General features: G+C 62.6%; 19 protein-coding genes. 9 read left to right on the forward strand and 10 right to left on the reverse strand.

Features of this window, described 5'->3' with window-relative positions; genetic code table 11:
* The first annotated feature begins 53 nt into the window (after nucleotides 1-53).
* The 4 genes from ACTZWY_RS10740 (at nucleotide 54) to ACTZWY_RS10755 (ending at nucleotide 4707) form a co-directional block, all read left to right on the forward strand.
* Entirely contained in the window at nucleotides 54-1949 is a 1896-nt protein-coding gene (locus tag ACTZWY_RS10740) for an ABC transporter ATP-binding protein (protein WP_444790748.1), read from the forward strand.
* A gap of 50 nt (nucleotides 1950-1999) precedes the next feature.
* The gene (locus ACTZWY_RS10745) at nucleotides 2000-3214 is read left to right on the forward strand and encodes a class I SAM-dependent RNA methyltransferase (RefSeq protein WP_444790705.1); all 1215 of its coding nucleotides are present in this window, start codon (nucleotides 2000-2002) and stop codon (nucleotides 3212-3214) included.
* A gap of 37 nt (nucleotides 3215-3251) precedes the next feature.
* Nucleotides 3252-4031 (forward strand): ion transporter, encoded by a 780-nt coding sequence (locus ACTZWY_RS10750; RefSeq protein WP_444790706.1) that lies wholly within the window; start codon nucleotides 3252-3254, stop codon nucleotides 4029-4031.
* Nucleotides 4032-4125: 94 nt separating this feature from the next.
* Nucleotides 4126-4707, forward strand: a complete 582-nt coding sequence (locus tag ACTZWY_RS10755) for a L,D-transpeptidase family protein (protein WP_444790707.1) — start codon at nucleotides 4126-4128, stop codon at nucleotides 4705-4707.
* Between the two features lie 48 nt (nucleotides 4708-4755).
* Here the strand turns inward: ACTZWY_RS10755 and ACTZWY_RS10760 are convergent, their stop codons facing one another.
* Genes ACTZWY_RS10760 through ACTZWY_RS10770 form a run of 3 tightly spaced genes read right to left on the reverse strand, consistent with a single transcriptional unit; the run spans nucleotide 4756 to nucleotide 8298 of the window.
* The gene (locus tag ACTZWY_RS10760; protein WP_444790708.1) at nucleotides 4756-5394 is read right to left on the reverse strand and encodes an ATP-binding cassette domain-containing protein; all 639 of its coding nucleotides are present in this window, start codon (nucleotides 5392-5394) and stop codon (nucleotides 4756-4758) included.
* Nucleotides 5391-7079 carry an ABC transporter permease gene (locus tag ACTZWY_RS10765; RefSeq protein ID WP_444790709.1) on the reverse strand — a complete coding sequence of 563 codons (1689 nt, stop codon included), beginning with the start codon at nucleotides 7077-7079 and terminating at the stop codon, nucleotides 5391-5393. Before ACTZWY_RS10765 ends, ACTZWY_RS10760 begins: the two co-directional genes overlap by 4 nt.
* A gap of 1 nt (nucleotide 7080) precedes the next feature.
* Nucleotides 7081-8298 carry an ABC transporter substrate-binding protein gene (locus ACTZWY_RS10770; RefSeq protein ID WP_444790710.1) on the reverse strand — a complete coding sequence of 406 codons (1218 nt, stop codon included), beginning with the start codon at nucleotides 8296-8298 and terminating at the stop codon, nucleotides 7081-7083.
* Nucleotides 8299-8556: 258 nt separating this feature from the next.
* On the opposite strand from ACTZWY_RS10770, the gene ACTZWY_RS10775 reads away from it, so the two are divergent.
* Nucleotides 8557-9168: a CDP-alcohol phosphatidyltransferase family protein gene (locus ACTZWY_RS10775; RefSeq protein WP_444790711.1), complete on the forward strand. Its 612-nt coding sequence runs from the start codon at nucleotides 8557-8559 to the stop codon at nucleotides 9166-9168.
* Between the two features lie 25 nt (nucleotides 9169-9193).
* Here ACTZWY_RS10775 and ACTZWY_RS10780 read toward each other — a convergent pair whose 3' ends face one another.
* From ACTZWY_RS10780 to ACTZWY_RS10800, 5 genes are all read right to left on the reverse strand, one after another.
* On the reverse strand, nucleotides 9194-10054 hold the full coding sequence (locus tag ACTZWY_RS10780; RefSeq protein ID WP_444790712.1) for an arginyltransferase: 861 nt from the start codon (nucleotides 10052-10054) through the stop codon (nucleotides 9194-9196).
* An 85-nt stretch (nucleotides 10055-10139) separates the two neighbouring features.
* Nucleotides 10140-10571 carry an RDD family protein gene (locus ACTZWY_RS10785; RefSeq protein ID WP_444790713.1) on the reverse strand — a complete coding sequence of 144 codons (432 nt, stop codon included), beginning with the start codon at nucleotides 10569-10571 and terminating at the stop codon, nucleotides 10140-10142.
* Nucleotides 10568-11035 (reverse strand): YbaK/EbsC family protein, encoded by a 468-nt coding sequence (locus tag ACTZWY_RS10790; RefSeq protein WP_444790714.1) that lies wholly within the window; start codon nucleotides 11033-11035, stop codon nucleotides 10568-10570. Before ACTZWY_RS10790 ends, ACTZWY_RS10785 begins: the two co-directional genes overlap by 4 nt.
* 5 nt (nucleotides 11036-11040) lie before the next feature.
* On the reverse strand, nucleotides 11041-12363 hold the full coding sequence (gene aptA / locus ACTZWY_RS10795; protein ID WP_444790715.1) for an omega-aminotransferase AptA: 1323 nt from the start codon (nucleotides 12361-12363) through the stop codon (nucleotides 11041-11043).
* Between the two features lie 107 nt (nucleotides 12364-12470).
* Entirely contained in the window at nucleotides 12471-13067 is a 597-nt protein-coding gene (locus ACTZWY_RS10800; RefSeq protein ID WP_444790716.1) for a LysE family translocator, read from the reverse strand.
* A 189-nt stretch (nucleotides 13068-13256) separates the two neighbouring features.
* Here ACTZWY_RS10800 and ACTZWY_RS10805 point away from each other — a divergent pair, with 189 nt between their 5' ends.
* Genes ACTZWY_RS10805 through ACTZWY_RS10815 form a run of 3 tightly spaced genes read left to right on the forward strand, consistent with a single transcriptional unit; the run spans nucleotide 13257 to nucleotide 16547 of the window.
* Entirely contained in the window at nucleotides 13257-16076 is a 2820-nt protein-coding gene (locus tag ACTZWY_RS10805; protein WP_444790717.1) for a bifunctional [glutamine synthetase] adenylyltransferase/[glutamine synthetase]-adenylyl-L-tyrosine phosphorylase, read from the forward strand.
* Nucleotides 16060-16311, forward strand: coding sequence for a hypothetical protein (locus ACTZWY_RS10810; protein ID WP_444790718.1), 252 nt, complete (start codon nucleotides 16060-16062; stop codon nucleotides 16309-16311). The genes ACTZWY_RS10805 and ACTZWY_RS10810 overlap by 17 nt, the downstream gene beginning before the upstream one ends.
* A complete protein-coding gene (locus ACTZWY_RS10815) occupies nucleotides 16308-16547 on the forward strand; it encodes a sulfurtransferase TusA family protein (protein WP_444790719.1) in 240 nt (79 codons plus the stop codon). The genes ACTZWY_RS10810 and ACTZWY_RS10815 overlap by 4 nt, the downstream gene beginning before the upstream one ends.
* A gap of 77 nt (nucleotides 16548-16624) precedes the next feature.
* Here the strand turns inward: ACTZWY_RS10815 and ACTZWY_RS10820 are convergent, their stop codons facing one another.
* On the reverse strand, nucleotides 16625-17371 hold the full coding sequence (locus ACTZWY_RS10820; protein WP_444790720.1) for a hypothetical protein: 747 nt from the start codon (nucleotides 17369-17371) through the stop codon (nucleotides 16625-16627).
* A gap of 146 nt (nucleotides 17372-17517) precedes the next feature.
* Complete coding sequence (locus ACTZWY_RS10825) at nucleotides 17518-18471, reverse strand: helix-turn-helix transcriptional regulator (RefSeq protein WP_444790721.1); 954 nt, start codon at nucleotides 18469-18471, stop codon at nucleotides 17518-17520.
* Nucleotides 18472-18673: 202 nt separating this feature from the next.
* Here ACTZWY_RS10825 and ACTZWY_RS10830 point away from each other — a divergent pair, with 202 nt between their 5' ends.
* Entirely contained in the window at nucleotides 18674-21328 is a 2655-nt protein-coding gene (locus tag ACTZWY_RS10830; protein ID WP_444790722.1) for a cation-translocating P-type ATPase, read from the forward strand.
* The last annotated feature ends 128 nt before the right edge of the window (nucleotides 21329-21456 follow it).

A 21456-nucleotide genomic window follows, 5' to 3' on the forward strand; every position in this document is an offset into this window, starting at 1 on the left:
CCAATACCCCTGCCCGCCCCTATATGTATGAAAAGTGAAAGAGGGGCCGCGTGCTGCAAAAAACCCACACACACCCGCCACAGCCCAGATACCGCGCCGCTGATGGCGCGCAGCGGTTGGCGGGGCTGATCGATGCGTTTGCCCCGGCCGACAGCGCCCCGCCGCGCAGCTTATGGCGGTTCATGCTGTGGTCTGTGCGCGGCGCGTGGCCTGTCTTGCTGCTGGCGGCGGCCATTTCCGCGCTGGTGGGCACAACAGAAGTTGTGTCAGCCCTGCTGATGGGCTGGATCATTGATGCGGTTGTTGAAACTGGTCCCGCCGGCTTTTTCGGCCAGCATCTGGGGCTGATTGCGGGCTTTGTGGTGTTCTTCATCATTTTGCGCCCGCTGGCGTTTGGCATGTCGTCAGCGGCGAATGCGATTGTGGTGCAGCCCAATGTCTATGTGCTGGTGCAATCGCGGTTGAACCGCTGGACATTGGGCCAGCCCGTCACCTTCTTTGACAATGATTTCGCGGGCCGGATTGCGCAAAAGCAGGTCCAGACAGCGCGCGCGCTGACAGATGTGGCCAATGAAACCATCAACACAATGGCCTTCGCGCTGGCGTCGATCATCGGGTCGGTGGTGTTGTTGCTGACAATTGACCTGCGCATTGCGTTTGCTTTGGCAGTGTGGCTGGTGGGGTATCTGGCCCTGATCCGGTATTTCCTGCCAAAGGTCCGCAAATCGGCGGGCGCGCGGGCGGGCGCGCGCGCACAGGTCAGCGGGCAGGTGGTCGACACCATCACCAATATCAAAACCGTCAAACTGTTCGCCCATGCCGAGTTCGAGGACCGCGCCGCGTTGAACGCGATGGGCATTTTCCGCAACCGTGCCATCGAATTTGGCGAAGTGCAGGCACTGTTCCGCTTCTGGCTGATGGTGGTGGCGGGGCTGCTGCCAGTGCTGCTGATCGGGGGCACAATCTGGCTGTGGACGATGGGCGCGGCCACGCCGGGCGGCATTGCTGCGGCCGGTGCCGTGGCCATTCGCATTGCGCAGATGACCGGCTGGGTCAGTTTCGTTCTGATGGCCATTTACGGCAATCTGGGCGAGATTGAGGACGGCATGAAAACCCTGACCCCCGCGCCCAACCTGACCGACGCGCCCGATGCCGTGGGACTGGGCCGCGCAGACGGGGAAATCCACTTTGACGGGGTGGATTTCGCCTATGGCGGGCGCAGTGGCGGGGTCAGCGATATGTCGCTGCATATCCGCGCCGGTGAGAAAATCGGCATTGTGGGCGCATCGGGTGCGGGCAAATCCACCTTGGTGGCCTTGCTGCTGCGTTTGTATGATGTCGAAGGCGGGCGCATCACGCTGGACGGGCAGGACATTCGCACCCTGACGCAGGAAAGCCTGCGGCGCAACATTGCCATGGTCACGCAGGAAACGGCCATGTTCAACCGATCTGCCTTTGAAAACATCCGCTATGGCAAGCCCGATGCCACACGCGAACAGGTCGAAGCAGCCGCACGCGCTGCCGAAGCACATGAATTCATAAAGGACCTGCAGGACCACGAAGGGCGCAAGGGTTATGACGCGCATCTGGGCGAACGCGGGGTGCGCCTGTCGGGCGGACAGCGCCAGCGCATCGCCCTTGCGCGCGCGTTTTTGAAAAACGCCCCGGTTCTGGTGCTGGACGAAGCGACATCCGCGCTGGATTCCGAAGTGGAAGCAGCCGTGCAATCCGCGCTGGAGCCGCTGATGGAAGGAAAAACCGTTCTGGCCATCGCGCACCGCCTGTCGACCATCGCGCAGCTGGACCGGATTATCGTTCTGGAGGCAGGACAGATTGTCGAACAGGGCACCCATGACGCGCTTCTTGCGCAGGGTGGCAGGTATGCGCGGTTCTGGGACCGCCAGTCAGGGGGCTTTCTGGGCTGTGATGATGACTTGCCAGCGGCCTAAGGGCACCGTATCTGGCACACAGTATCAGCAATAGCGGAAATTCCCCCGGCATGGCCACATTGACAATCACCCGACTGGGCCATCAGGGCGATGGCATTACCGAAGGGCCGGTTTTCGTGCCGCGCACCCTGCCGGGCGAAGTGGTCGAAGGGCAAGTAACCGACGGGCGCATCGCTGCGCCGCGCATTCTTACCCCGTCCCCGCAGCGCATCAAAGCGCCCTGTCCGCATTACCGCACCTGCGGGGGCTGCGCGCTTCAGCATGCGCAGGATGATTTTGTCACCGACTGGAAGCAGGGCATCTTGCGGCAGGCACTGGCGGCGCAGGGCATTGAAGCGCCGTTTCGCGCGCCGCATATTTCGCCCTTGCGCAGCCGCCGCCGCGCGGGTTTTGCCGGGCGCAGGCTGAAAAACGGGGCCATGGTGGGCTTTCATGCCCGTGCATCGGATGTGCTGACGGCAGTGCCCGACTGCCTGATCCTGGACCCTGCCTTGGTCGCGGCCCTGCCCCTGCTGCAGGACCTGACCGCGCGCGAAGGGTCGCGCAAGGGGGAATTGTCGCTGTCGCTGACCGTGTCAGAAGCAGGGCTTGATCTGGCAGTCACCGGCGGCAAGGCCTTGGACGACCCCCTGCGCGCCCGGCTGGGGCAATGGGCCGGACAGTCAGGACTTGCGCGCCTTGCATGGGATGGCGATGTGATTGCGCAGTCGCAGCCGCCCTTTCACACCATCGGGCGCGCACGGGTCACCCCCCCGCCCGGTGCCTTCCTGCAGGCCACCAAACCCGCCGAAGCCGCCTTGCAGGCCGCTGTTTGCGACGCAATCGGCGCTGCCGCCCAGGTGGCCGACCTGTTCGCGGGCTGCGGCACATTCGCGTTGTCCCTGGCCAAGAATGCCGAAATACTGGCGGTGGAAAGCGATGCGGCCATGTTGCGCGCCCTTGATGCGGGCTGGCGACAGGCACAGGGCCTGAAGCGCATCACCACCCAGATGCGCGATCTGTTCCGCAACCCCATCCTGCCCGAAGATCTGGCGCGCTTTGACGCGGTGGTGATTGACCCCCCGCGCGCCGGGGCAGAAACCCAGATGCGCGCCTTGGCCGCCAGTCGCGTGCCCCGCATTGCGGCTGTGTCGTGCAACCCCGTGACATTTGCGCGCGATGCAAAATTGCTGGTTCAGGGCGGTTATCGGCTGGATTGGGTGCAAGTGGTCGATCAATTTCGCTTCAGCCCCCATCTGGAGCTTGCAGCCCAGTTCACGAAATAGCATATCGCATCCAGTCAGCGTGATACGGGGAAAGACGATGTTCAGCCGCGAAAAGACTGCCGCCTTTCTGGAACAGGCATGGGTGCGCAACGGCATTATCGGGATAATCGTGTTCAATGCCGCATTATTGGGGATGGAAACATCTGATACCCTGATGGACCTTGCAGGGACACTGATCCTGACGCTGGACAGGATCTGCCTGACCATCTTTGTGCTGGAAATCGCGCTGAAGTTCCACGCGCACCGACTGTCGTTTTTCCGGTCGGGGTGGAATGTCTTTGATTTCCTGATTGTGGGTATTTCACTGGTGCCGGGCGCACAGGGGTTCAGCGTGCTGCGCGCCTTGCGCATTCTGCGCCTGCTGCGCGTGGTGTCGGTCAGCCCCAACCTGCGCCGCGTGGTCGAAGGGTTCATCAAGGCCCTGCCCGGCATGGGGTCGGTGTTCTTGCTGATGGGCATGTTGTTCTATATCGGCGCGGTCATGGCCACCAAATTGTTCAAGGACAGCTTCCCCGACTGGTTCGGGGATCTGGGCAATTCGGCCTACACGCTGTTCCAGATCATGACGCTGGAATCATGGTCCATGGGCATTGTGCGCCCGGTGATGGAAGCCTATCCCTATGCATGGGCGTTTTTCGTGCCGTTCATCATGGTCACCACCTTTGCGGTGGTCAACTTGCTTGTGGGTCTGATTGTCAATTCCATGCAGGACGCGCATGCCGCCGAAAGCAATCAGGCGACCGAAGATTACCGTGACGAAGTGCTGCGCCGCCTTGCTGCCATCGAAACCCGCCTGAACCAGACGGAAAAACGCTGAGGCCACACTGACACGGTTGCGTGATCGGGTGTGTTAAACAGCTTGGCAGAATCGCGGAATTCGGGCATGGCTGAATAAAAATTCAGGGGCAGAAATGCTGGTTTTCCGTTTGATCGCAGCTGTGGCCATGCTGGTTGCCCTGTCTGCATGCGCCACCAAGCCCAGCAAGTTCCGCACCTATACCGGTCCCGAAGTCACGCAAGTGATGGTCTACAAGGCCAGTCGGCGCATGGAACTGTGGCACCATGACCAATTGCTGCGCGTCTTCGAGGTGGATCTGGGCGGCAACCCCGAGGGGCATAAGGAACGCGAAGGCGACCGCCGCACGCCGGAAGGCAATTACATCATTGACCGGCGCAACCCCAACAGCCGCTTCCATTTGTCCATTGGTATTGATTACCCCAACGAGGCGGACAAACACCACGCGCGCGAAAATGGCTGGCGGCCGGGGGGCGATATTTTCATTCACGGGCGCGGGCCGGAATTCCGCAATGCGCGCGGAGACTGGACCGATGGCTGTATTGCCGTCAGCGACCGCGAGATCGAAGATATCTATGCCATGGTGCGCAATGGCACCCCCATTCACATAAGCCCCGGCCCCGCGCCCATGCTGGCCGCCACTGCAAAACCCGGCCGCGGCATGGCCCCTGCGCGGCTAAGGTTCTGGAACCGCTGACGCGTGCTGCGCAAAGTAACCGGCAATACCGGGGTGGAACGTGGCGTGTCATGCTGTGACCGGCTGCCCCATAACTGTGATGATCCGCCCCGCCGCAGCGCGGGCATCATCATGGTCGTGGGTGACCAGAATAACCGGCAGGTTCCGCGCGCGGGCGCGGTCAAACACGAACTGGCGCATATTGGCGCGCAGGTCGCTGTCCAGACTGGAAAACGGCTCGTCCAGCAGCAGCGCGCGCGGGGCAGACAGCAAGCTGCGCATCAACGCCACGCGCGCACGTTGCCCGCCCGACAAGGTGGCCGGATCGCGCGCGCCCATGCCTGCCAGCCCGGCCTCAGCCAAGGCCGTGTCAATCAGCGCGGCGCGGTCAGGCACGCGTTTGGGCAGCCCGAACCCCAGATTGCCCGCAACTGACATATGCGGGAACAGGATGTCATTTTGAAACAGAATGCCCATGCGCCGCGCATGGGTGGGCGTTTGTGTCACATTCACCCCATCCAGCCAGATATGCCCGCGCAGGCTGAACGCAGGCGGCAGGGCCCCTATCAACGCGGCAAGAACAGTGGATTTGCCGCATCCTGACGGCCCCATGATGGTCAGCACCTCGCCGCCGGACACGCTTAGGTCCAGCTTCGCCAGCACGCGACCCGCCAGCGTGATGCACAGGTTTTCAAGGCGCAGGGTCATGTTATGCGCATGCCTTGGCGGCGGCGGAAAAGCAAGGCGGGCAGCACAAGGGCCAGCGCGAATACCAGCATCGGCAGCGCCATCTGCACCACGGCCCACACCCCGATCAGGCGACGGTTGCCTGAACTGGCCAGCGCCACCGCTTCGGTGGTCACAGTTGTTACGCGCCCCGCCCCGATCAGCAGCGTTGGCAGGTATTGCGCCACAGATGTGGCAAACCCCACCGCAAAGGCAATCAAAAGCGGTCGTGTCAGCATGGGCAGGCGCACGGCCCACAGCACCCGCCATGGCCCCGCCCCCAGCGCCTGCGCGCACAGGCCCGCGCGCGCGTCCCATGCGCGCCAGGGATCGGCCAGCGACAGATAGACATAGGGCAGCACGAACACCAGATGCAGCGCCATGACCGCCCCCCGCGACCCATCCAGCCCGAGCGCCAGCGCGAAACTGGCAAGCCCCGGCAAGAACGCAATCTGGGGCACAATCAGCGGCAGGTAAATCAGCGCGACGGCATGGGTCTTGTGCCCGCGCGCTTCTGCTTCCAGCACCGACAGGCTTAGCGCCATGGCCATGACGGTTGCGCCCAGCGCAATCAGCGTGGTGTCGCGCGCAATGGGGCCAAGGCTGCCCATCTGGCTTGTCCAGTTGCGCAAAGCCCAGCTTTGCGGCAGCAGGTCGGGAAACCGCCACATGCTGGCAAAGGACCACACCACCAGCCCCGCCAGCCCCAGCGCCACGGCCCCGCCCACCACCAGCGCGCCCATGGCCGCCAGTGGCCGCAAGCTGTGCTCGGCCAGCACGCCGCGCCCCCCGTTGGCCACCCAGACGCGCCCCCGGCGCGCCAGCATATGTTCCCCCAGCCGCCACAGGCCCAGCACCCCCAGCACCAGCGCCAGTTGCACCACTGCGCCTGCCGCCGCCTGAAAGCGCATGGCCAGATCGGGGCGGGTCATCCAGTCCAGTATCTGCACTGCCAATGTCGGCGGGCGCGTCGGCCCAAGGATCAGCGCGACATCCACCACAGACATGGAATAGGCCAGCACGGCATAAACCGGCAGGCGGATCTGCGGGTAGATGCGCGGCAACACGGTTTTCAGCCATCCCGTCACGCGCCCATAGCCCAAGGACCGCGCAACAAGCTGGCTGCGCAGGCTGTCGGACTGCCCCAATGCGGCCAGCGTCATCAACAGCAGAAACGGCACTTCCTTGACCACCAGCCCCGCAACCAGCGCCAGCCCCCACGGGTCATTGACGATCAGCAGGTCGGGCGGGCGGTCCCAGCCTGTGATTGTAGGCGAGAGGGCGCGCGCCACCCAACCCGAAGGCGCAATCAAAAAGGCCAGCCCGAACGCGGCTGCCGCATGGGGCAGCGCCAACAAGGGCGCAAGCGCGCGTGTCACCCAGGTGAAGCTGCGCGTGCCCTGCCATGCCGCCACAATCAGCAGGGTCAGGGTCAGCGACAGCGCGGTGGCAGTTACACCCGTGACAACCGACAGGCGCATCGCGGCGGGCAGGCCCGGCCAGCCAAGGGTTGCGCGCCACGCATCAAGCGTGACAGCATGCCCGCCCAAGGCTGGCATGTAGCCAAAGGCGGGGGCTATAACGCCCGCAAGGCCCGCCAGCACCGGCAGGGCCAGAACTGCAACGCTGACCCATGGCACCAGCGACCAGCCGCGCGGGGGGTGCATGTTACTGCCCTGTGCCGTAGCGCGCGGCCCAGTCTTCGGCAATGCGGGTCATCCATGTGGGGTGCGGCTCCAGCAGGCCCGCGCCCATCTGGTCGGGCGCAAGGGTGGCAATGCCAAGTTCCAGCGCATCGAACCGCGCGCGGTCCTGCGCGTCCAGCAAATGCAGCCCCAGAACCGTCTGAAAGCCCAGCACATCAGGGTCCTGTGCGCGGGCCTGAATTTCGGGGTCCAGAATCAGATTGGCCAGCACCAAAGCGCCTGCCTTGTTCGCGGCATTATAGGGGATGGACAGATAGGACGAATTCGCCAGCGTCCCGTCATCAAACACATAAGTGCGCACGCTGTCTTGCAATTCGCCATCGGCAATTGCGGCCGATGCCCGACCGGGGTTGAAGGCAAAGGCAATGTCAATTTCCCCATCCGCCAGCAATTGCCCCAATGCGGGTTCATTGGCCGGATAGGTGCGCCCCTGCCGCCACAGATTGGGCGCAATCTCATCCAGAAAGGCCCACAGGGACGCGGTGGCCGCATCATAATTCACATCATCTGTCGGGGCCAGCAGAATGGCGGGGTCATCCAGCACGCCATACAGCGCCTGTTTCAGAAAACTGGTACCCAGAAAATCCGGCGGTTGCGGATAGGTGAAGCGCCCCGGATTTTCCGCAATCCATGCGCGCAACGCCTCCAGCGTGCGCGGCGGTTCCGGCAGGATGGCGCTGTCATATTCAAACACCATCTGAAACATGGCCCAAGGACTGCCGAACCCGTCAACCGGCAAGGTGAAATCTACCAAGATGCTTGGGTTTGCATCTGTATCGACCAACCCCCAGTTCGGCAGATCCTGCGCAAACGGGCCGAATAGCAGGCCCTGATCCTTCATCGCGGCGAAATTGGCCCCGTTTATCCAGATCACATCGACCGCGCCGCCATCATCGCGGCCCGCGCTGCGTTCGGCAATGACGCGGGTGACCGCATCAGCGGTATCGGCCAGCCGCACATGTTCCAATGTCACATCATAGCGCGCCTGCAGATCATCGCCCACCGACGCGATGAAGGCATTGATCCGCGCATCCCCGCCCCATGCGTGCCAATACACAGTCTGGCCGCGGGCTTGTTGCACCACGCCTGCCCAATCCTTCGGGTCACTATCCTGTGCGGTTGCAGGGCCAGTCAAAAGCGCGCCAAGCGCGATGCCGGTTCCCAGTATAAAGGTTTTCATAGCATGTCCTGTTTGCGGTTCTTTCCCGTATATACGCAACGCAACGCAAACTGTTTCACATAAAAAATAACTTGGTGCGCAGTATAGCCGCATTATTATTGAAACATCCTACCCGGACCGTGCGTATCGGCATATAAGCTGCACTTGCCTGCACGGCCTGCACATCAGGACAGGCCCGCACAGGCGCATGCCAATATGCAAAGTCGCGCAGTCCAGATACCGACGATAAGATGCCCCCGCAGGCGAAAGGCCAAAGACATGCTGGACCGTCATATACGCCCCTTGATTGACCCGCCGCTGAACCGGATCGGGGGGCGCATTGCCAGATGGGGGTTCAGCGCGAATACAATCACCCTTGCGGGGCTTGGCTTCGGGCTGGCGGCAGCGGGGGCTGTGGTGGCGCAGGCCTATATTGTTGCGGTGCTGCTGATTGCGGCGTCGCGGCTGGCGGACGGGCTGGACGGGGCGGTTGCACGCGCCCATGGGGTCAGTGATTTTGGCGGCTATCTGGACATCACCTGCGATTATGTTTTCTATGCCGCCATTCCGTTGGCATTCGTCATTCTGGACCCTGCTGCGCACGGGGTGGCGGGGGCGTTCTTGCTGCTAAGCTTCTATGTGAATGCAGGGTCGTTTCTGGGCTTCTCCATTCTGGCAGAGCGGCGCAAGATGCGCAGCACCGCATATGGCGTGAAATCACTGTATTTCACGGGCGGCCTGCTGGAAGGCACGGAAACAATTGCCTTCTTCATTGTGCTGTGCATATTTCCCGGCTGGTTCGTGCCGCTTGCAGTCGGTTTCGGGGTCTTGTGCCTTGTTACGGCTGTGGCGCGGGTCATGCTGGCGTGGAAAGTCTTTCGCCCGCAGTGAGTGCGCGGGGCGGCGGCCGGTCTGGTCAGTCGCGCACAGGTATCCGCTGGGTCAGGCCCACAGGCGCGGACATTTCACGCGGCATGACCAGTTGCGTGACCTGTTCGGCAATGGGGGGCACGGATAACGGGTGCGTGGCGCTGGAATAATCGGACGGGTCGCCAAGGTCGCCCCATTGCCCTTCGTGATACACTTCCAACGCGCTGAAGCCCGCCTTGTAGTCCATTTTCGGGCTGCCCGGCACCCAATAGCCCAGATACACGAAAGGCAACCCCGCCGCGCGCGCCAATTCGATATGGTCCAGGATCATGTATTGACCAAGCGAGTGTTTTTCCATGGCCGGGTTAAAAAAGGAATAGACCAGACTTAGCCCGTCATCCAGAACATCTGTCAAACACACTGCTGACAGGGTTCTGCTGCTGGTGTCGGTGGGCCTGCGATATTCGATAACGCGGGTGCGCACGGGGGTTTCCTCGATCATGGCCGCGAACTCAAAAACGTCCATGTCGGCCATTCCGCCATCGGCATGTCGGCTGTCCAGATAGCTGCGGAACAGATCATATTGTTCCTCGGTGGCCCATGCACTGGTGACTTCGCGCGACAGAAGCGTGTTGCGTTTGCGGGTGCGCCGCTGGCTGCGCGATGGCGCGAAATCGGCCACGCGAATGCGCGCGGACAAACAGGCGCGACAGTCAGAACAGGACGGGCGATACAGCACATTCTGGGACCGCCGGAACCCTTGCTTGGACAAGGTGTCGTTCATCGCCTCTGCCTGATCGCCTTGCAATGCGGTAAACAGCTTGCGTTCCATGCGTCCCTTCAAATAGGGGCAGGGTTGCGGGGCAGTCACATAAAATTGCGGAATTGTCGGTAGACTATGGCGCATGAGTGTAGACTTGTTGGCAAATGGGTCACTGGCAGATTAGCAAGGCTTTGCATCAACGCCAAGCGATCATTGACATAAGCCCCGATCAAGGGGCGATACGGTGCAGCATTGTGGTATTCAGGACAAAATCATGCAGGCCCTGCCGATACGGCGTCAGCAGGATCATGACCATGGACGCAGCCTGCAGCGGCAGAACTGTCCACATGCCGGCATGCATCGCGCTATACCAGAAGGCGGTCATCACATCAGGGGCGCGCCCGTCCAGACGGCGCCATTTCAGGGCGGTGGCCATCATCCCAAAGGTCGCGCCATAGCGCGCCAGCATGATGGTTCGATACGCGATGGACGCGGTGGCAAACAGAACAGGCAGGAAAAACAGGCTGACAAACAGCGTCATGACCAGCCCGACCAACGTAATCGCCAATGTCACCACCAGATCAATCGCCCATGCGCCTACGCGCTTCAGGGGCACATCGGCGTAGAATTCCGGTTGCAATTCGGGGTCAGGCAGGATCATTCCACAAAGTCCGCAAGTGTTGCATTGCTTAGGGACATAAGCACTTGCGGGGCAATTGAAAAGACATGGCGCGGTGTTCCGGCGGCGGCCCAGACCGTTTCAAACGCCATCAGGCGGGGGTCCATCCATATGGGGTGCGGGGTCAGATGGCCAATTGGCGCAACGCCGCCAATGGCAAACCCGGTGGCGCTGCGCACCAACCCCGCATCCGCACGCCCCAATTCCTCGGCTGCCAGTGTTGACGCTTTTTGTGCACACACACGGTTGCCACCGGCCGTCAGGAACAGCCGCACGGCCCCTGATGACACACCGCAAAACAGGATGGATTTCACAATCTGGTCGATCTCGCAGCCGCAGGCGGCGGCGGCCTGTTCGGCGGTGCGGGTTTCGCCGGCTTCGATAATCGTGTCAGGCAGGCCCGCATCCGACAGGGCGCGGGCCACACGTTTCAGCGATTTGCTCATGCCGCTTAGTCCAGATTGTCCAGAACCTCGGCCAGGGTGCCGATCAACTGGTCGATATGGGCTTTTTCAATGATCAGCGGGGGCGACATGGCAATGATATCGCCGGTGGTGCGGATCAGCACGCCCTTGTCATAGGCTTTCAGGAACGCATTGAAGGCACGTTGCGTCGGCGCACCTGCAATCGGTTCCAGTTCCACCGCGCCGATAAGCCCCATATTGCGAATATCGATGACATGGCGGCGGCCCTTCAGGGAATGCACCGCATCTTCCCAATAGGGCGCCAGTTCTGCCGCGCGGTCAAACAGCGCTTCTTCGCGGTAGGTTTCCAGCGTGGCCAGCCCCGCCGCAGAGGCAATCGGGCAACCGGAATAGGTGTAGCCGTGGAACAGCTCGATCAGGTTTTCAGGCCCCGTCATGAAAGCGTCGTGGATTTCCGCACTTGTCAGCACCGCGCCCATTGGGATGACCCCGTTCGTCAGGCCCTTGGCACAGGCGATCATATCGGGCACCACGTCAAAATGCTGCGCGGCAAAGGCGCTGCCCAGACGGCCAAATCCGGTGATCACCTCATCAAAGATCAGCAAAATCCCGTGCTTGCGGGTAATTTCGCGCAGGCGCTGCAAATACCCTTTGGGCGGGATCAGAACGCCCGTGGACCCTGCCACAGGTTCCACAATGACCGCCGCAACCGTATCAGCCCCATGAAGGGCCACGATGCGTTCCAGTTCATCAGCCAGATTTGCCCCATGTTCGGGCTGGCCGCGTGACCATTGGTTTTCAGGAATATGGGTGTGGGGCATGTGGTCAACCCCAGTCAGAAGCGTGCCGAAATGGCGGCGGTTATTGACAATGCCACCGACGGAAATTCCGCCGAAATTCACCCCGTGATAGCCACGTTCCCGCCCGATCAGGCGGGTACGGCTGGCATTGCCCTTGGCACGATGATAGGCCAGCGCGATTTTCAGCGCAGTTTCCACGCTTTCGGACCCCGAATTGGTGAAAAACGCGTGGTCAATGCCGTCGGGGGCCAGGTCGACCAGCCGGTTTGCCAACTCGAACGCTTTGGGATGGCCCATCTGGAAGGCGGGGGCGTAATCCAGTTCAGCGGCCTGTTTCTGGATGGCCTCGGTTATTTTCGGGCGTTTATGCCCTGCGTTGCAGCACCAAAGCCCGGCTGTGCCGTCCAGCACCTGCCGCCCGTCCGAAGTGGTGTAAAACATCCCATCTGCGGCCACCAGCATGCGCGGGGCTTGCTTGAACTGGCGGTTGGCCGTGAACGGCATCCAGAAGGCGCGCAGGTCGTTGGGCGTTGGGCGGTCGAGGGCCATGGCAGTTTCTCCCGTGAATTTGATCAAAAGACGCTACCATATTTGCGCGCCATGACAAGAGGGCAGACACGGAGGGGGGGCAGGCACGGGGGCGGGCAGACACGGGGTCAGACAAACACCATCAGAGCCGACAGGGCAAGAAACCCGGCCATGATGCGCATGAAGGCGCGCCAATGCGCCGGGTTGCGCAATAATGTTGTCAACAGCGCGCCAGCACTGGTCCAGAACAGGCACACCCCCAGATTTACCGAACTGAACGCAAGACCAAGGCGCAGCCCCTCCAGTGCGGGCGTCATTCCCGCGCCATATCCCGCAGATGCAGCAAAAGCTATCGCCCAGACCTTGGGGTTGATCCATTGAAACAGCGCAGCTTGCAACAATGTCATGGGGTGTCCGCCATCCTGCGCGCCAGATGCGGGGCGGCGTGTCGCATTGAAATAGGACCACGCCATATACAAAATCCAACTGGCGGCCAGCACGCGCAACGCCAGCGCCAATGCAGGATTGGCCAGCACCAGCGCCCCCACCCCAAGCCCGGTAATGCCTGCAGTAATGCCAACCCCGATGACCACCCCGAACAAATGCGGCAATGTGCGCCTGAACCCGAAACGCGCCCCCGATGCTGTCAGCATGACAACATTCGGGCCGGGCGAAAACAGGCCAAGAAAGACGAAACTGTACAGCAGCGGGTCAAGCAGGGTCATGCGCGCAGTCAGACAATGTTTTCAGCGCAATGACAAGCATGTGAATGCGCGCAGGGGCGGCAGGTGTGGGGGGCATGGCGGGCTTGGACCGTGCGGGATGCACCACCAGCCCCAAGGGGGCGCAGAAACATCCCGCCTTGGCGAATTGGCCGAATTGACCTTATGCCCAACGAGGGGCAAAGTCAGCGCATGACATTCTGGCCCATCACCCGTTCCCCGATTCCCTTTGACCGTGCTGCAGGCACGGAAGCGCGCGCGCTTTTCCCTGGGCTGGCCCCATCGCTGGCTGATCTGGTTGATGGCGCGGCAGGGTGCAGCCCCTATCTGAAAACGCTGATGACGCGCGAACGTGACTGGATTGCGGGGGCGTTTGACACCGACCCCTGGGCCTATCTGCAAGCGGAACTGGATGCGCTGGACGGGGTCGCACTGGTGCAGGTGTCGGCCCGCCTGCGGCAGGCAAAACGGCGTGTGGCCCTGCTGGCCGCGCTGGCCGATCTGGGCGGCGTTTGGTCGCTGGATCAGGTCACCGGTGCATTGAGCGACCTTGCCGACCGCGCCACCCATGTGGCCCTGACCACCCTTGTGGCCGATGAAATCCGGCGAAAGAAGTTGCCCGGTGCCACGCCCGGGGATGCCGCCACAGGCGCGGGAATGGTCGTTCTGGCCATGGGCAAGATGGGCGCGCGCGAATTGAATTATTCGTCCGATATTGACCTGATTTGCCTGTTTGACGAAACCCGCTTCAGCGCTGATGATTATCTGGAGGCGCGCGCCAGTTTCATTCGTGTCACGCGCAAGCTGTGCGGGGTGTTGTCGGACCGCACAGATGAAGGGTATGTTTTCCGCACCGATCTGCGCCTGCGGCCGGACCCGTCAGTAACGCCTGTATGCCTGTCCATGGATGCGGCGGAACGCTATTACGAAAGCCTGGGGCGGACATGGGAACGCGCGGCCTATATCAAGGCGCGGCCCTGCGCGGGCGATCTGGCCGCAGGGGCGCGGTTTCTGGAAACGCTGCGCCCGTTTGTGTGGCGCAGGCATCTGGATTTCGCGGCCATTCAGGATGCCCATGACATGCGCCTGCGTATCAAGGCGCATAAGGGTCTGGGCGGGGCGCTGTGTCTGGAAGGGCATGACATCAAGCTGGGACAGGGCGGCATACGCGAGATTGAATTTTTCACCCAGACCCGCCAGTTGATTGCGGGCGGGCGCGATGCGGATTTGCGCAGCTCGCGCACTGTTGACGGGCTGGCCGCATTGGCCGCCAAAGGCTGGATTCCCCGCGATGTCGCCGAAAAGCTGACCGCGCATTACATTGAGCACCGCGAAATTGAACACCGCCTGCAAATGGTGCAGGACGCGCAGACACAGAAACTGCCCACCAGCGCCGAGGCATTGGACCGGATTGCGCGTTTCGTCGGGCTGTCGGACACGCGGCATTTCCGCGACCGTCTGCTGGGCCGGTTGCGCGATGTCGCGGAACTGACAGAAGGGTTCTTTGCCCCCGATGCGGGCCATGGCGGGGACGAACCCGACCTGTCGCAGGCCCAGCAAGACATTATCGACGGGTGGCGCAGCTACGCGGCGCTGCGGTCCGAACGGGCCAAGGAATTGTTCAAACGCGTGCGCCCCGCATTGCTGACCCGGTTGCAAGACGCCGCCGACCCCGAAGCGGCGCTTGTGCAATTCGACCGTTTTCTGGGGGGGCTGCCTGCAGGGGTGCAGCTGTTCGCCCTGTTTGACGCCAACCCCCAACTGATTGACCTGATCGTCGATATTTGCGCCACCTCGCCACGACTGGCCAGCTATCTGTCGCGCAATGCGGCAGTGTTTGACGCGGTCATCGGGGGCGGATTCTTTGCGCCATGGCCCGGAGCGGCAGCGTTGCAACATGATCTGGCCGACCGGCTGGCGCAGCTGGACGATTATGAACGCCAGTTGGATGCCGCGCGCATCTGGGCGCGGGAATGGCATTTCCGGGTGGGGGTCCATCACCTGCGCGGGCTGCTGGATGCGTTCGAGGCCGGGGCGGAATATGCCGCACTTGCGGAGGCGACGCTTGGGGCGCTTTGGCCTGTTGTGGTGGCCGAATTCTCGCGCAGGCATGGCCCGCCGCCCGGTCAGGGGGCTGTTGTTCTGGGCATGGGGTCACTGGGCGCGGGGCGATTGAATGCGGCGTCTGATCTGGACTTGATTGTGATATATGATGCCGATCCGTCGCAAAATTCCGATGGTCCGCGCCCGCTGGACACGCGCAGCTATTACGCGCGGCTGACCAAGGCGTATCTGGCCGCCATCAGCGCCCCCACTGCCGAAGGGCGGCTGTATGAAGTGGATATGCGGCTGCGCCCGTCGGGGCGGCAAGGCCCTGTTGCCACCAGCCTGACTGCGTTTCGGGACTATCAGTTCAACGAGGCGTGGACATGGGAACATATGGCGCTGACACGCGCAAGGCGGGTGGCGGGGTCGGTGGCGCTTGGCGACACAATCGAAGGGGTGCGCCGGACCTTGTTGCAGGACAAATCCACCGGCGCGGGTATTCGCCGCGATGTGGCCGATATGCGCGCCAGATTGTCTGACGCCAAGCCCGCGCATGGGATATGGGACGCCAAGGCCGGGCCGGGGCGGTTGATGGATATCGAACTGGCCGCGCAATTCTGCGCGCTTGCCGCCGGGCATCATGGCCGCCGGGTCGAACAGCAGTTGCGCGCGGGCGTCAAGGCCGGGGTCATCAGCGCGCAGGATGAAGCCTGCCTTCTGCGCGCCTATCGCCTGTGCTGGACAATGCAGGCCACGGGGCGGCTGCTGGCAGACCAGATTTCCGATGTCGCGGACCTTGGCCGGGGGGGGCAGAAGTTTATCTTGGCATCAGTGGGGTGTGACAGCGTGTCAGCGCTGGCCAGCCGTTTGAAAGACATGTCTATGCGGACCGCTTCGGTGATTGATTCAATCTTCACCTCAACTACGGCAAATCAGGATGACCCAGAAAATGACAGCACATCATGACCCGAAGGGGTTGATCCGCGAAAGCTACCGTATTGAGGGAATCAGCATGGGGGAATGCCGGTCCATCCTTGTGGACTGGGCGCTAAGCCTGCCTGCGGATCATGACCCGATGCAGGCACTTACGGCCCTTTTGGGCCAGTATGGCACCCTTGCGCCTGACCACCCCATGACCGCGCTTTTGCAAGAAGGGCTGGCGCCGCGCCCGCAACGGCCACGCCGGGGGCGCGGCAGATGACCTGCCCCGATGTCGTGGACCACGAAGTTGATGCAATCGGCCTGCTCTGCCCGTTGCCCGTGCTGAAGGCGCGCAAATGCCTGCAGGACATGGCACCCGGTCAGGTGTTGCGGGTGCTTGCCTCCGACCCGGCAGCGGTGGTTGATATTCCCCATTTCTGCCAGCAATCAGGCCACAAGCTGTTGCATTCGGAAACTGCCGGTTCGGCAACGGCCTATTTCATTCGCTGCTGTTGAGTTGCACCTGGTGCGCCGCCATGCGCCGCGCCAGAGCATGTCGCGCAAAAGTGGGAACCGGTTTTGCGCAACAGGCTTTAGGATTTTCGCAATTGCAGTTCACGGGCCACTTCGGCGCGCACCAGCTTGCGGATATTGCGCGTGATCCGTTCGCCCAATTCGCCCTGTAATTCCTGGCGCACAATATTTGCAACGATCTGTTGCAGCATCGCTTCGTCAATCACGGGATCATCAGCGCCCATATGCGGCGGGTCTGGCTGTGCAGGTGTCGTGTTGGTGTCAGTTGCCGTGGCCGGGGATGACGGGTTTTGCCCCTGGGCAAGCACCTGTTCCAGCCGCGCCAATGTCGCTTCAAGCGACACATCACCATCGGTGTCGGGCGCAGTGTCGGGGGATGGGTCATGCGCGGCTTTCTGGTCAGCGTGGCGCTGGTTCATGACGCGCAGCATATGCACAGCGTTGGGCGCCCCGGCAGGCGCACCAATTCCGGCGGCAAGGGCGGCCCCGTCGGGCGTGTCAGGCTGGGGGGCGGGGCTGTCCTGGGCGTCACGGCTATGGTGCAGGTCGGGGCTGTGGGGCGCAGTGTTCCCCGCTGCTGCAACAGGCCCGCCCTGCCCGGTTTCCACGGATTCCACGACGGTCTGGTCGGCTGGCACGCGCAAAGCGGATGTCAAAATCAGCTTTCCGGGGCCAGTATCGCCGCCTTGTTCGGGGTCCGCCTGCCCCTGAACGGGGCCCTTCTGTCGGGGGGGGTCCTGTGCGACCAGCCTGCGAATGGATGACAGAACATCCTCAATCTCGCGCCGTGACATTGCGTCTGTCATAGTGCCCTGCCTTGTTCCTTGCCTGCCCGAACCGTGGCCCCGCGCGCCTTCTGGCCGGGCGCATCAGGGACGCTGAAATAGCCTATCCCATAAGTCTTAACGCCTTGTGTCCGGTCGCACAATCATTCTGTTGTGCCTTGCGCCGCCTAGCGCGCCAGCAACACCGCGCTGCACCACAGGTAGCGCACCAATGCCGCCTGCCCGCGCAACCCCGTGCGCGCATAGATGCGTTTGGAATAATTGCGCGCGGTTTCAATGGTCAGGCCCAGTTGGGCTGCCGCACCGGCAAGGCTTGCCCCCTCGCCCAAGGCGCGGGCAAGGCGCGCTTCGGCGCGCGAAATGCCCAGCGCCGCCGCCAGAAACCCTGCATCGGGCAAGGGGGTCATGGTCTGGCGCAGATAGGCCACCGCCTGCCCTGTCGCCGCTTCCCCCGGCACGACCAGCATATCCAGCCCCCCCCCCAGCGCGACCAGCGCAGGCGTGGCGCGGGTTCTGGCGGCACTTAGCACTGCGGCCACATCCAGCCCGCAATCGGCCAACAAGCCAGCCGCGACCTTGTCCATCTCGACAAGCGCGGGTTTGCTTAGGTCCAGCACCAGCGCGCCAATGCCGATACGGCGCGCAAAATCCTGCGTCTGGCGCTGTTGTGCGGTGGCTGCCTGCAGCATATGCCACAGCTCCAGCGCCTGCGCGATATGGGGCGCAAACCCGGCAAGGCGCGCTGTATCCGCCGCACGAAACGCGCCTTTTTCGCGCCGCAAGACCATGCAGGCCGGGCCATGGGTGCAAGTCAGCGCGATGGCGCGGGTGTCCCCCCCCCCCAGCCACACCAGATCGCGCGCAAGGGCGCGGTCATGCAATTCCTCACCCGAATAGACACGCCCCGCGCGCAACCCGGCAAACACCAGCGGCAACGCCACACTGCCCATATGCGCGGCGCGGGGCCTGTCCCAACCCCAATAATGCTGCGACAAAAACAGCATTGCAGACTCTGTTTGGAAAAACGCGGCAAAGCTGCGCAGGAAAACAGGCCAGTCAAGACGATGCGCCCCTGCATCGCCCAGCCCCAGCAACAAGGCGGATTCCTCAGGTTCCAGCATACTTGACCTTCCGCGTCCTACGATCCCGCGCTGCGCGCCGCCCCCCTCCCATATGGCAGGGATGCCCAAGGTTACGGCCAAACATGCGCCATGTCGATTCCCGTCACCGTGAATTCTGCGCTGCGGGGTTGCGCAGGATCAAGTCGATGGCCAGCATAAGATGCTAGATGCACAGGACCACGAAACTGAAGGAATGCCCCCCATGCGCGACACCAGCACCCCATGGGCGACCCCCGCCAAGGATGTTCTGACCCGGCTTGACAGCCGCCCGGAAGGACTGAACCCCGATGACATACGCCAAAAGCTGGACCGCCACGGCGAAAACAGGTTGCCCGACGCCCCCCGCCCCGGCCCGCTGAAGCGCCTTGCGCAGCAGTTCAACAACCTGTTGATTCTGGTGCTTATTGGTGCGGCGGCCATTACCGCCTTGTTGGGCCACTGGATTGATACTGGCGTCATCATGGCAGTGGTTATCCTGAATGCGGTCATCGGTTTCGTGCAGGAAGGCCGCGCCGAGGCCGCACTGGACGCACTGCGCGACATGCTGGCCCCCAAGGCGAATGTCATCCGCGCAGGCCAGCGCCAAACTGTTTCCGGGGCAGACCTGGTTCCAGGGGATATTGTGCTGCTGGACGCGGGCGACAAGGTGCCTGCCGATCTGCGCTTGCTGGAGGTGGCGGGCCTGTCGGTGGAAGAAGCCATCCTGACAGGCGAATCCGTGCCCGTGCGCAAATCAACCGCGCCCGTGGACGCCAATGCCGATTTGGGGGACCGCAGCGCAATGGTGTTCAGCGGCACCATGGTGGCCGAAGGCACGGCGACAGGGGTTGTCACCGCGACGGGCCAAAATACCGAAATTGGCCGCATCAGCACCATGATGGGACAGGTCCAGACGCTGAAAACCCCGCTTATCCGCCAGATGGAGGTGTTTGCAAAATACCTGACCGGGTTTGTCATGGCCTTGTCGGCGGCGATTCTGGGGTTCACGCTGGCCTTCCGGGATACCCCGTTTGCCGAAGCGTTCATGATTGTGGTGGGCCTGTTTGTCGCCGCCATCCCCGAAGGGTTGCCCGCTGTGCTGACCGTCACACTGGCCATCGGGGTGCAGACCATGGCGCGGCGCAACGCCATTATCCGCCGCCTGCCCATTATCGAAACGCTGGGGGCCGTGTCCACGATCTGTTCGGACAAGACAGGCACCTTGACGCGCAATGAAATGATGGTGGCGTCGGTGGTCACTGCGACCGGCACCGCAACAGTCACCGGCGAGGGGTATTCGCCGGAAGGCCAGATTACCGGCGCCGACCCCGCTGCGCTGGACGCTATGGCAAGGATTGCCGCGCTGTGCAACACCGCCGCGCTTGTTCAGGGCGCGCAAGGCTGGCGCGTCGAGGGGGACCCGATGGAAGGGGCGCTGCTGGCCTTTGCCGCGCGGGCCGGGCGCGACCCCGACCACCGCCCCAAACCCCGCGCCAGCATCCCGTTTGATGCGCGCTATCGCTATATGGCGGTGTTGCAGGCCGGGGAAATCCTGCTGAAGGGCGCGCCTGAACAGGTGATCGCGCATTGTGACCGGCACCTGGGACCAGACGGCCCGCAACCGCTGGACCGCAGCTACTGGAACGACGCGGCCCATGCGATTGCCAATAACGGCCAGCGGGTTCTGGCGCTGGCACAGATGGCCCATGACGGCGATGATCTGACACATGAGACTGTGGCCAGGGGGCTTGTTCTGGTGGGCCTTGTCGGCCTGATTGACCCGCCCCGCGACGAAGCGATTGCCGCTGTTGCCGAGTGCCACAATGCGGGAATTTCCGTCAAGATGATCACGGGCGACCACGCAGGCACGGCCGCCGCCATTGGCCGCCAGATCGGGCTGAAACAGACGGATGCGCCCCTGACGGGTGCCGAGATCGACCAGATGGACGATGCAACACTGGAAGCCGCCATCCGGCGCACGGATGTTTTTGCCCGCACCAGCCCCGAACACAAGTTGCGACTGGTGCAGGCGCTTCAGGCGGACGGGGCCGTTGTGGCCATGACCGGCGACGGGGTGAATGACGCGCCCGCGCTGAAGCGCGCGGATGCCGGTATTGCCATGGGGCAAAAAGGGTCCGAGGCCGCGCGCGAAGCGTCCGATTTCGTGCTGGCCGACGACAATTTCGCGTCCATCGCGGAAGCGGTGAAACAGGGGCGCGCGGTCTATGCGAACCTGAAGAAAGTCATCACCTTTTTGTTACCGGTCAATGGCGGGGAATCAATTTCACTGATCATTGCGGTTTTGTTCGGGCTGATGCTGCCCATCACGCCGCTGCAAATCCTGTGGGTGAATATGGTCAGTTCGGTGGCGCTGGCCATGTCGCTGGCCTTTGAACGCGCCGAAGCCGGGATCATGCGCCAGCCCCCCCGCGCGGCCAATGCCCCGATTCTGTCGCGCTTTATCCTGTGGCGGGTTTTTCTGGTGTCCATCCTGTTTGCGGTGGGCATATTCGGCCAGTTCGGGCTGGCACAGGCACAGGGGGCGGGACTGGAGGAAGCGCGCACCATGGCCTTGAACACCCTTGTCGCAATGGAAGTGTTCTATCTGTTTTCAGTGCGCTACCGGCACGGTTTCTCAATTTCATGGCAAGGGGTCAAGGGCACGCCAGCCGTGCTGATCGCAATTGCGCTTGTGGTGGTGCTACAAGCGGGGTTCACCTATCTGCCGGTCATGCAGGGCCTGTTTGACACAACGCCCCTTAGCGCATGGCAGGTGGTGCAATGCGCGCTGGCAGGGGTGGCGCTGCTGCTGGTGCTGGAGTTGGACAAACACGCCGCGCGCACATGGAAAAAGCTGGGATCATCCACCGCGCCATAGACCACGGCTTGTCACATTCGCGGGGCGCGCGTCAGCACACAATCCGGCACAAACGACATGCTTTGGCCTAATTACAGCCAGATTCACCTGTCATCTGGCAACCAGAGTTATTGTGTCTGGAGCATGTC

Origin of the sequence: Roseinatronobacter sp. NSM (assembly GCF_052379845.1) — a bacterium.
In the GTDB taxonomy this organism is placed as follows: Bacteria; Pseudomonadota; Alphaproteobacteria; order Rhodobacterales; family Rhodobacteraceae; genus Roseinatronobacter.

Bases quoted from the DNA above. Each gene is read 5' to 3' on its own strand.
- ACTZWY_RS10745 (WP_444790705.1), top strand. From the start codon at position 2,000: ATGGCCACATTGACAATCACCCGACTGGGCCATCAGGGCGATGGCATT.
- ACTZWY_RS10750 (WP_444790706.1), top strand. From the start codon at position 3,252: ATGTTCAGCCGCGAAAAGACTGCCGCCTTTCTGGAACAGGCATGGGTG.
- ACTZWY_RS10755 (WP_444790707.1), top strand. From the start codon at position 4,126: ATGCTGGTTTTCCGTTTGATCGCAGCTGTGGCCATGCTGGTTGCCCTG.
- ACTZWY_RS10760 (WP_444790708.1), bottom strand. From the start codon at position 5,394: ATGACCCTGCGCCTTGAAAACCTGTGCATCACGCTGGCGGGTCGCGTG.
- ACTZWY_RS10765 (WP_444790709.1), bottom strand. From the start codon at position 7,079: ATGCACCCCCCGCGCGGCTGGTCGCTGGTGCCATGGGTCAGCGTTGCA.
- ACTZWY_RS10770 (WP_444790710.1), bottom strand. From the start codon at position 8,298: ATGAAAACCTTTATACTGGGAACCGGCATCGCGCTTGGCGCGCTTTTG.
- ACTZWY_RS10775 (WP_444790711.1), top strand. From the start codon at position 8,557: ATGCTGGACCGTCATATACGCCCCTTGATTGACCCGCCGCTGAACCGG.
- ACTZWY_RS10780 (WP_444790712.1), bottom strand. From the start codon at position 10,054: ATGCGCCATAGTCTACCGACAATTCCGCAATTTTATGTGACTGCCCCG.
- ACTZWY_RS10785 (WP_444790713.1), bottom strand. From the start codon at position 10,571: ATGATCCTGCCTGACCCCGAATTGCAACCGGAATTCTACGCCGATGTG.
- ACTZWY_RS10790 (WP_444790714.1), bottom strand. From the start codon at position 11,035: ATGAGCAAATCGCTGAAACGTGTGGCCCGCGCCCTGTCGGATGCGGGC.
- aptA (WP_444790715.1), bottom strand. From the start codon at position 12,363: ATGGCCCTCGACCGCCCAACGCCCAACGACCTGCGCGCCTTCTGGATG.
- ACTZWY_RS10800 (WP_444790716.1), bottom strand. From the start codon at position 13,067: ATGACCCTGCTTGACCCGCTGCTGTACAGTTTCGTCTTTCTTGGCCTG.
- ACTZWY_RS10805 (WP_444790717.1), top strand. From the start codon at position 13,257: ATGACATTCTGGCCCATCACCCGTTCCCCGATTCCCTTTGACCGTGCT.
- ACTZWY_RS10810 (WP_444790718.1), top strand. From the start codon at position 16,060: ATGACAGCACATCATGACCCGAAGGGGTTGATCCGCGAAAGCTACCGT.
- ACTZWY_RS10815 (WP_444790719.1), top strand. From the start codon at position 16,308: ATGACCTGCCCCGATGTCGTGGACCACGAAGTTGATGCAATCGGCCTG.
- ACTZWY_RS10820 (WP_444790720.1), bottom strand. From the start codon at position 17,371: ATGACAGACGCAATGTCACGGCGCGAGATTGAGGATGTTCTGTCATCC.
- ACTZWY_RS10825 (WP_444790721.1), bottom strand. From the start codon at position 18,471: ATGCTGGAACCTGAGGAATCCGCCTTGTTGCTGGGGCTGGGCGATGCA.
- ACTZWY_RS10830 (WP_444790722.1), top strand. From the start codon at position 18,674: ATGCGCGACACCAGCACCCCATGGGCGACCCCCGCCAAGGATGTTCTG.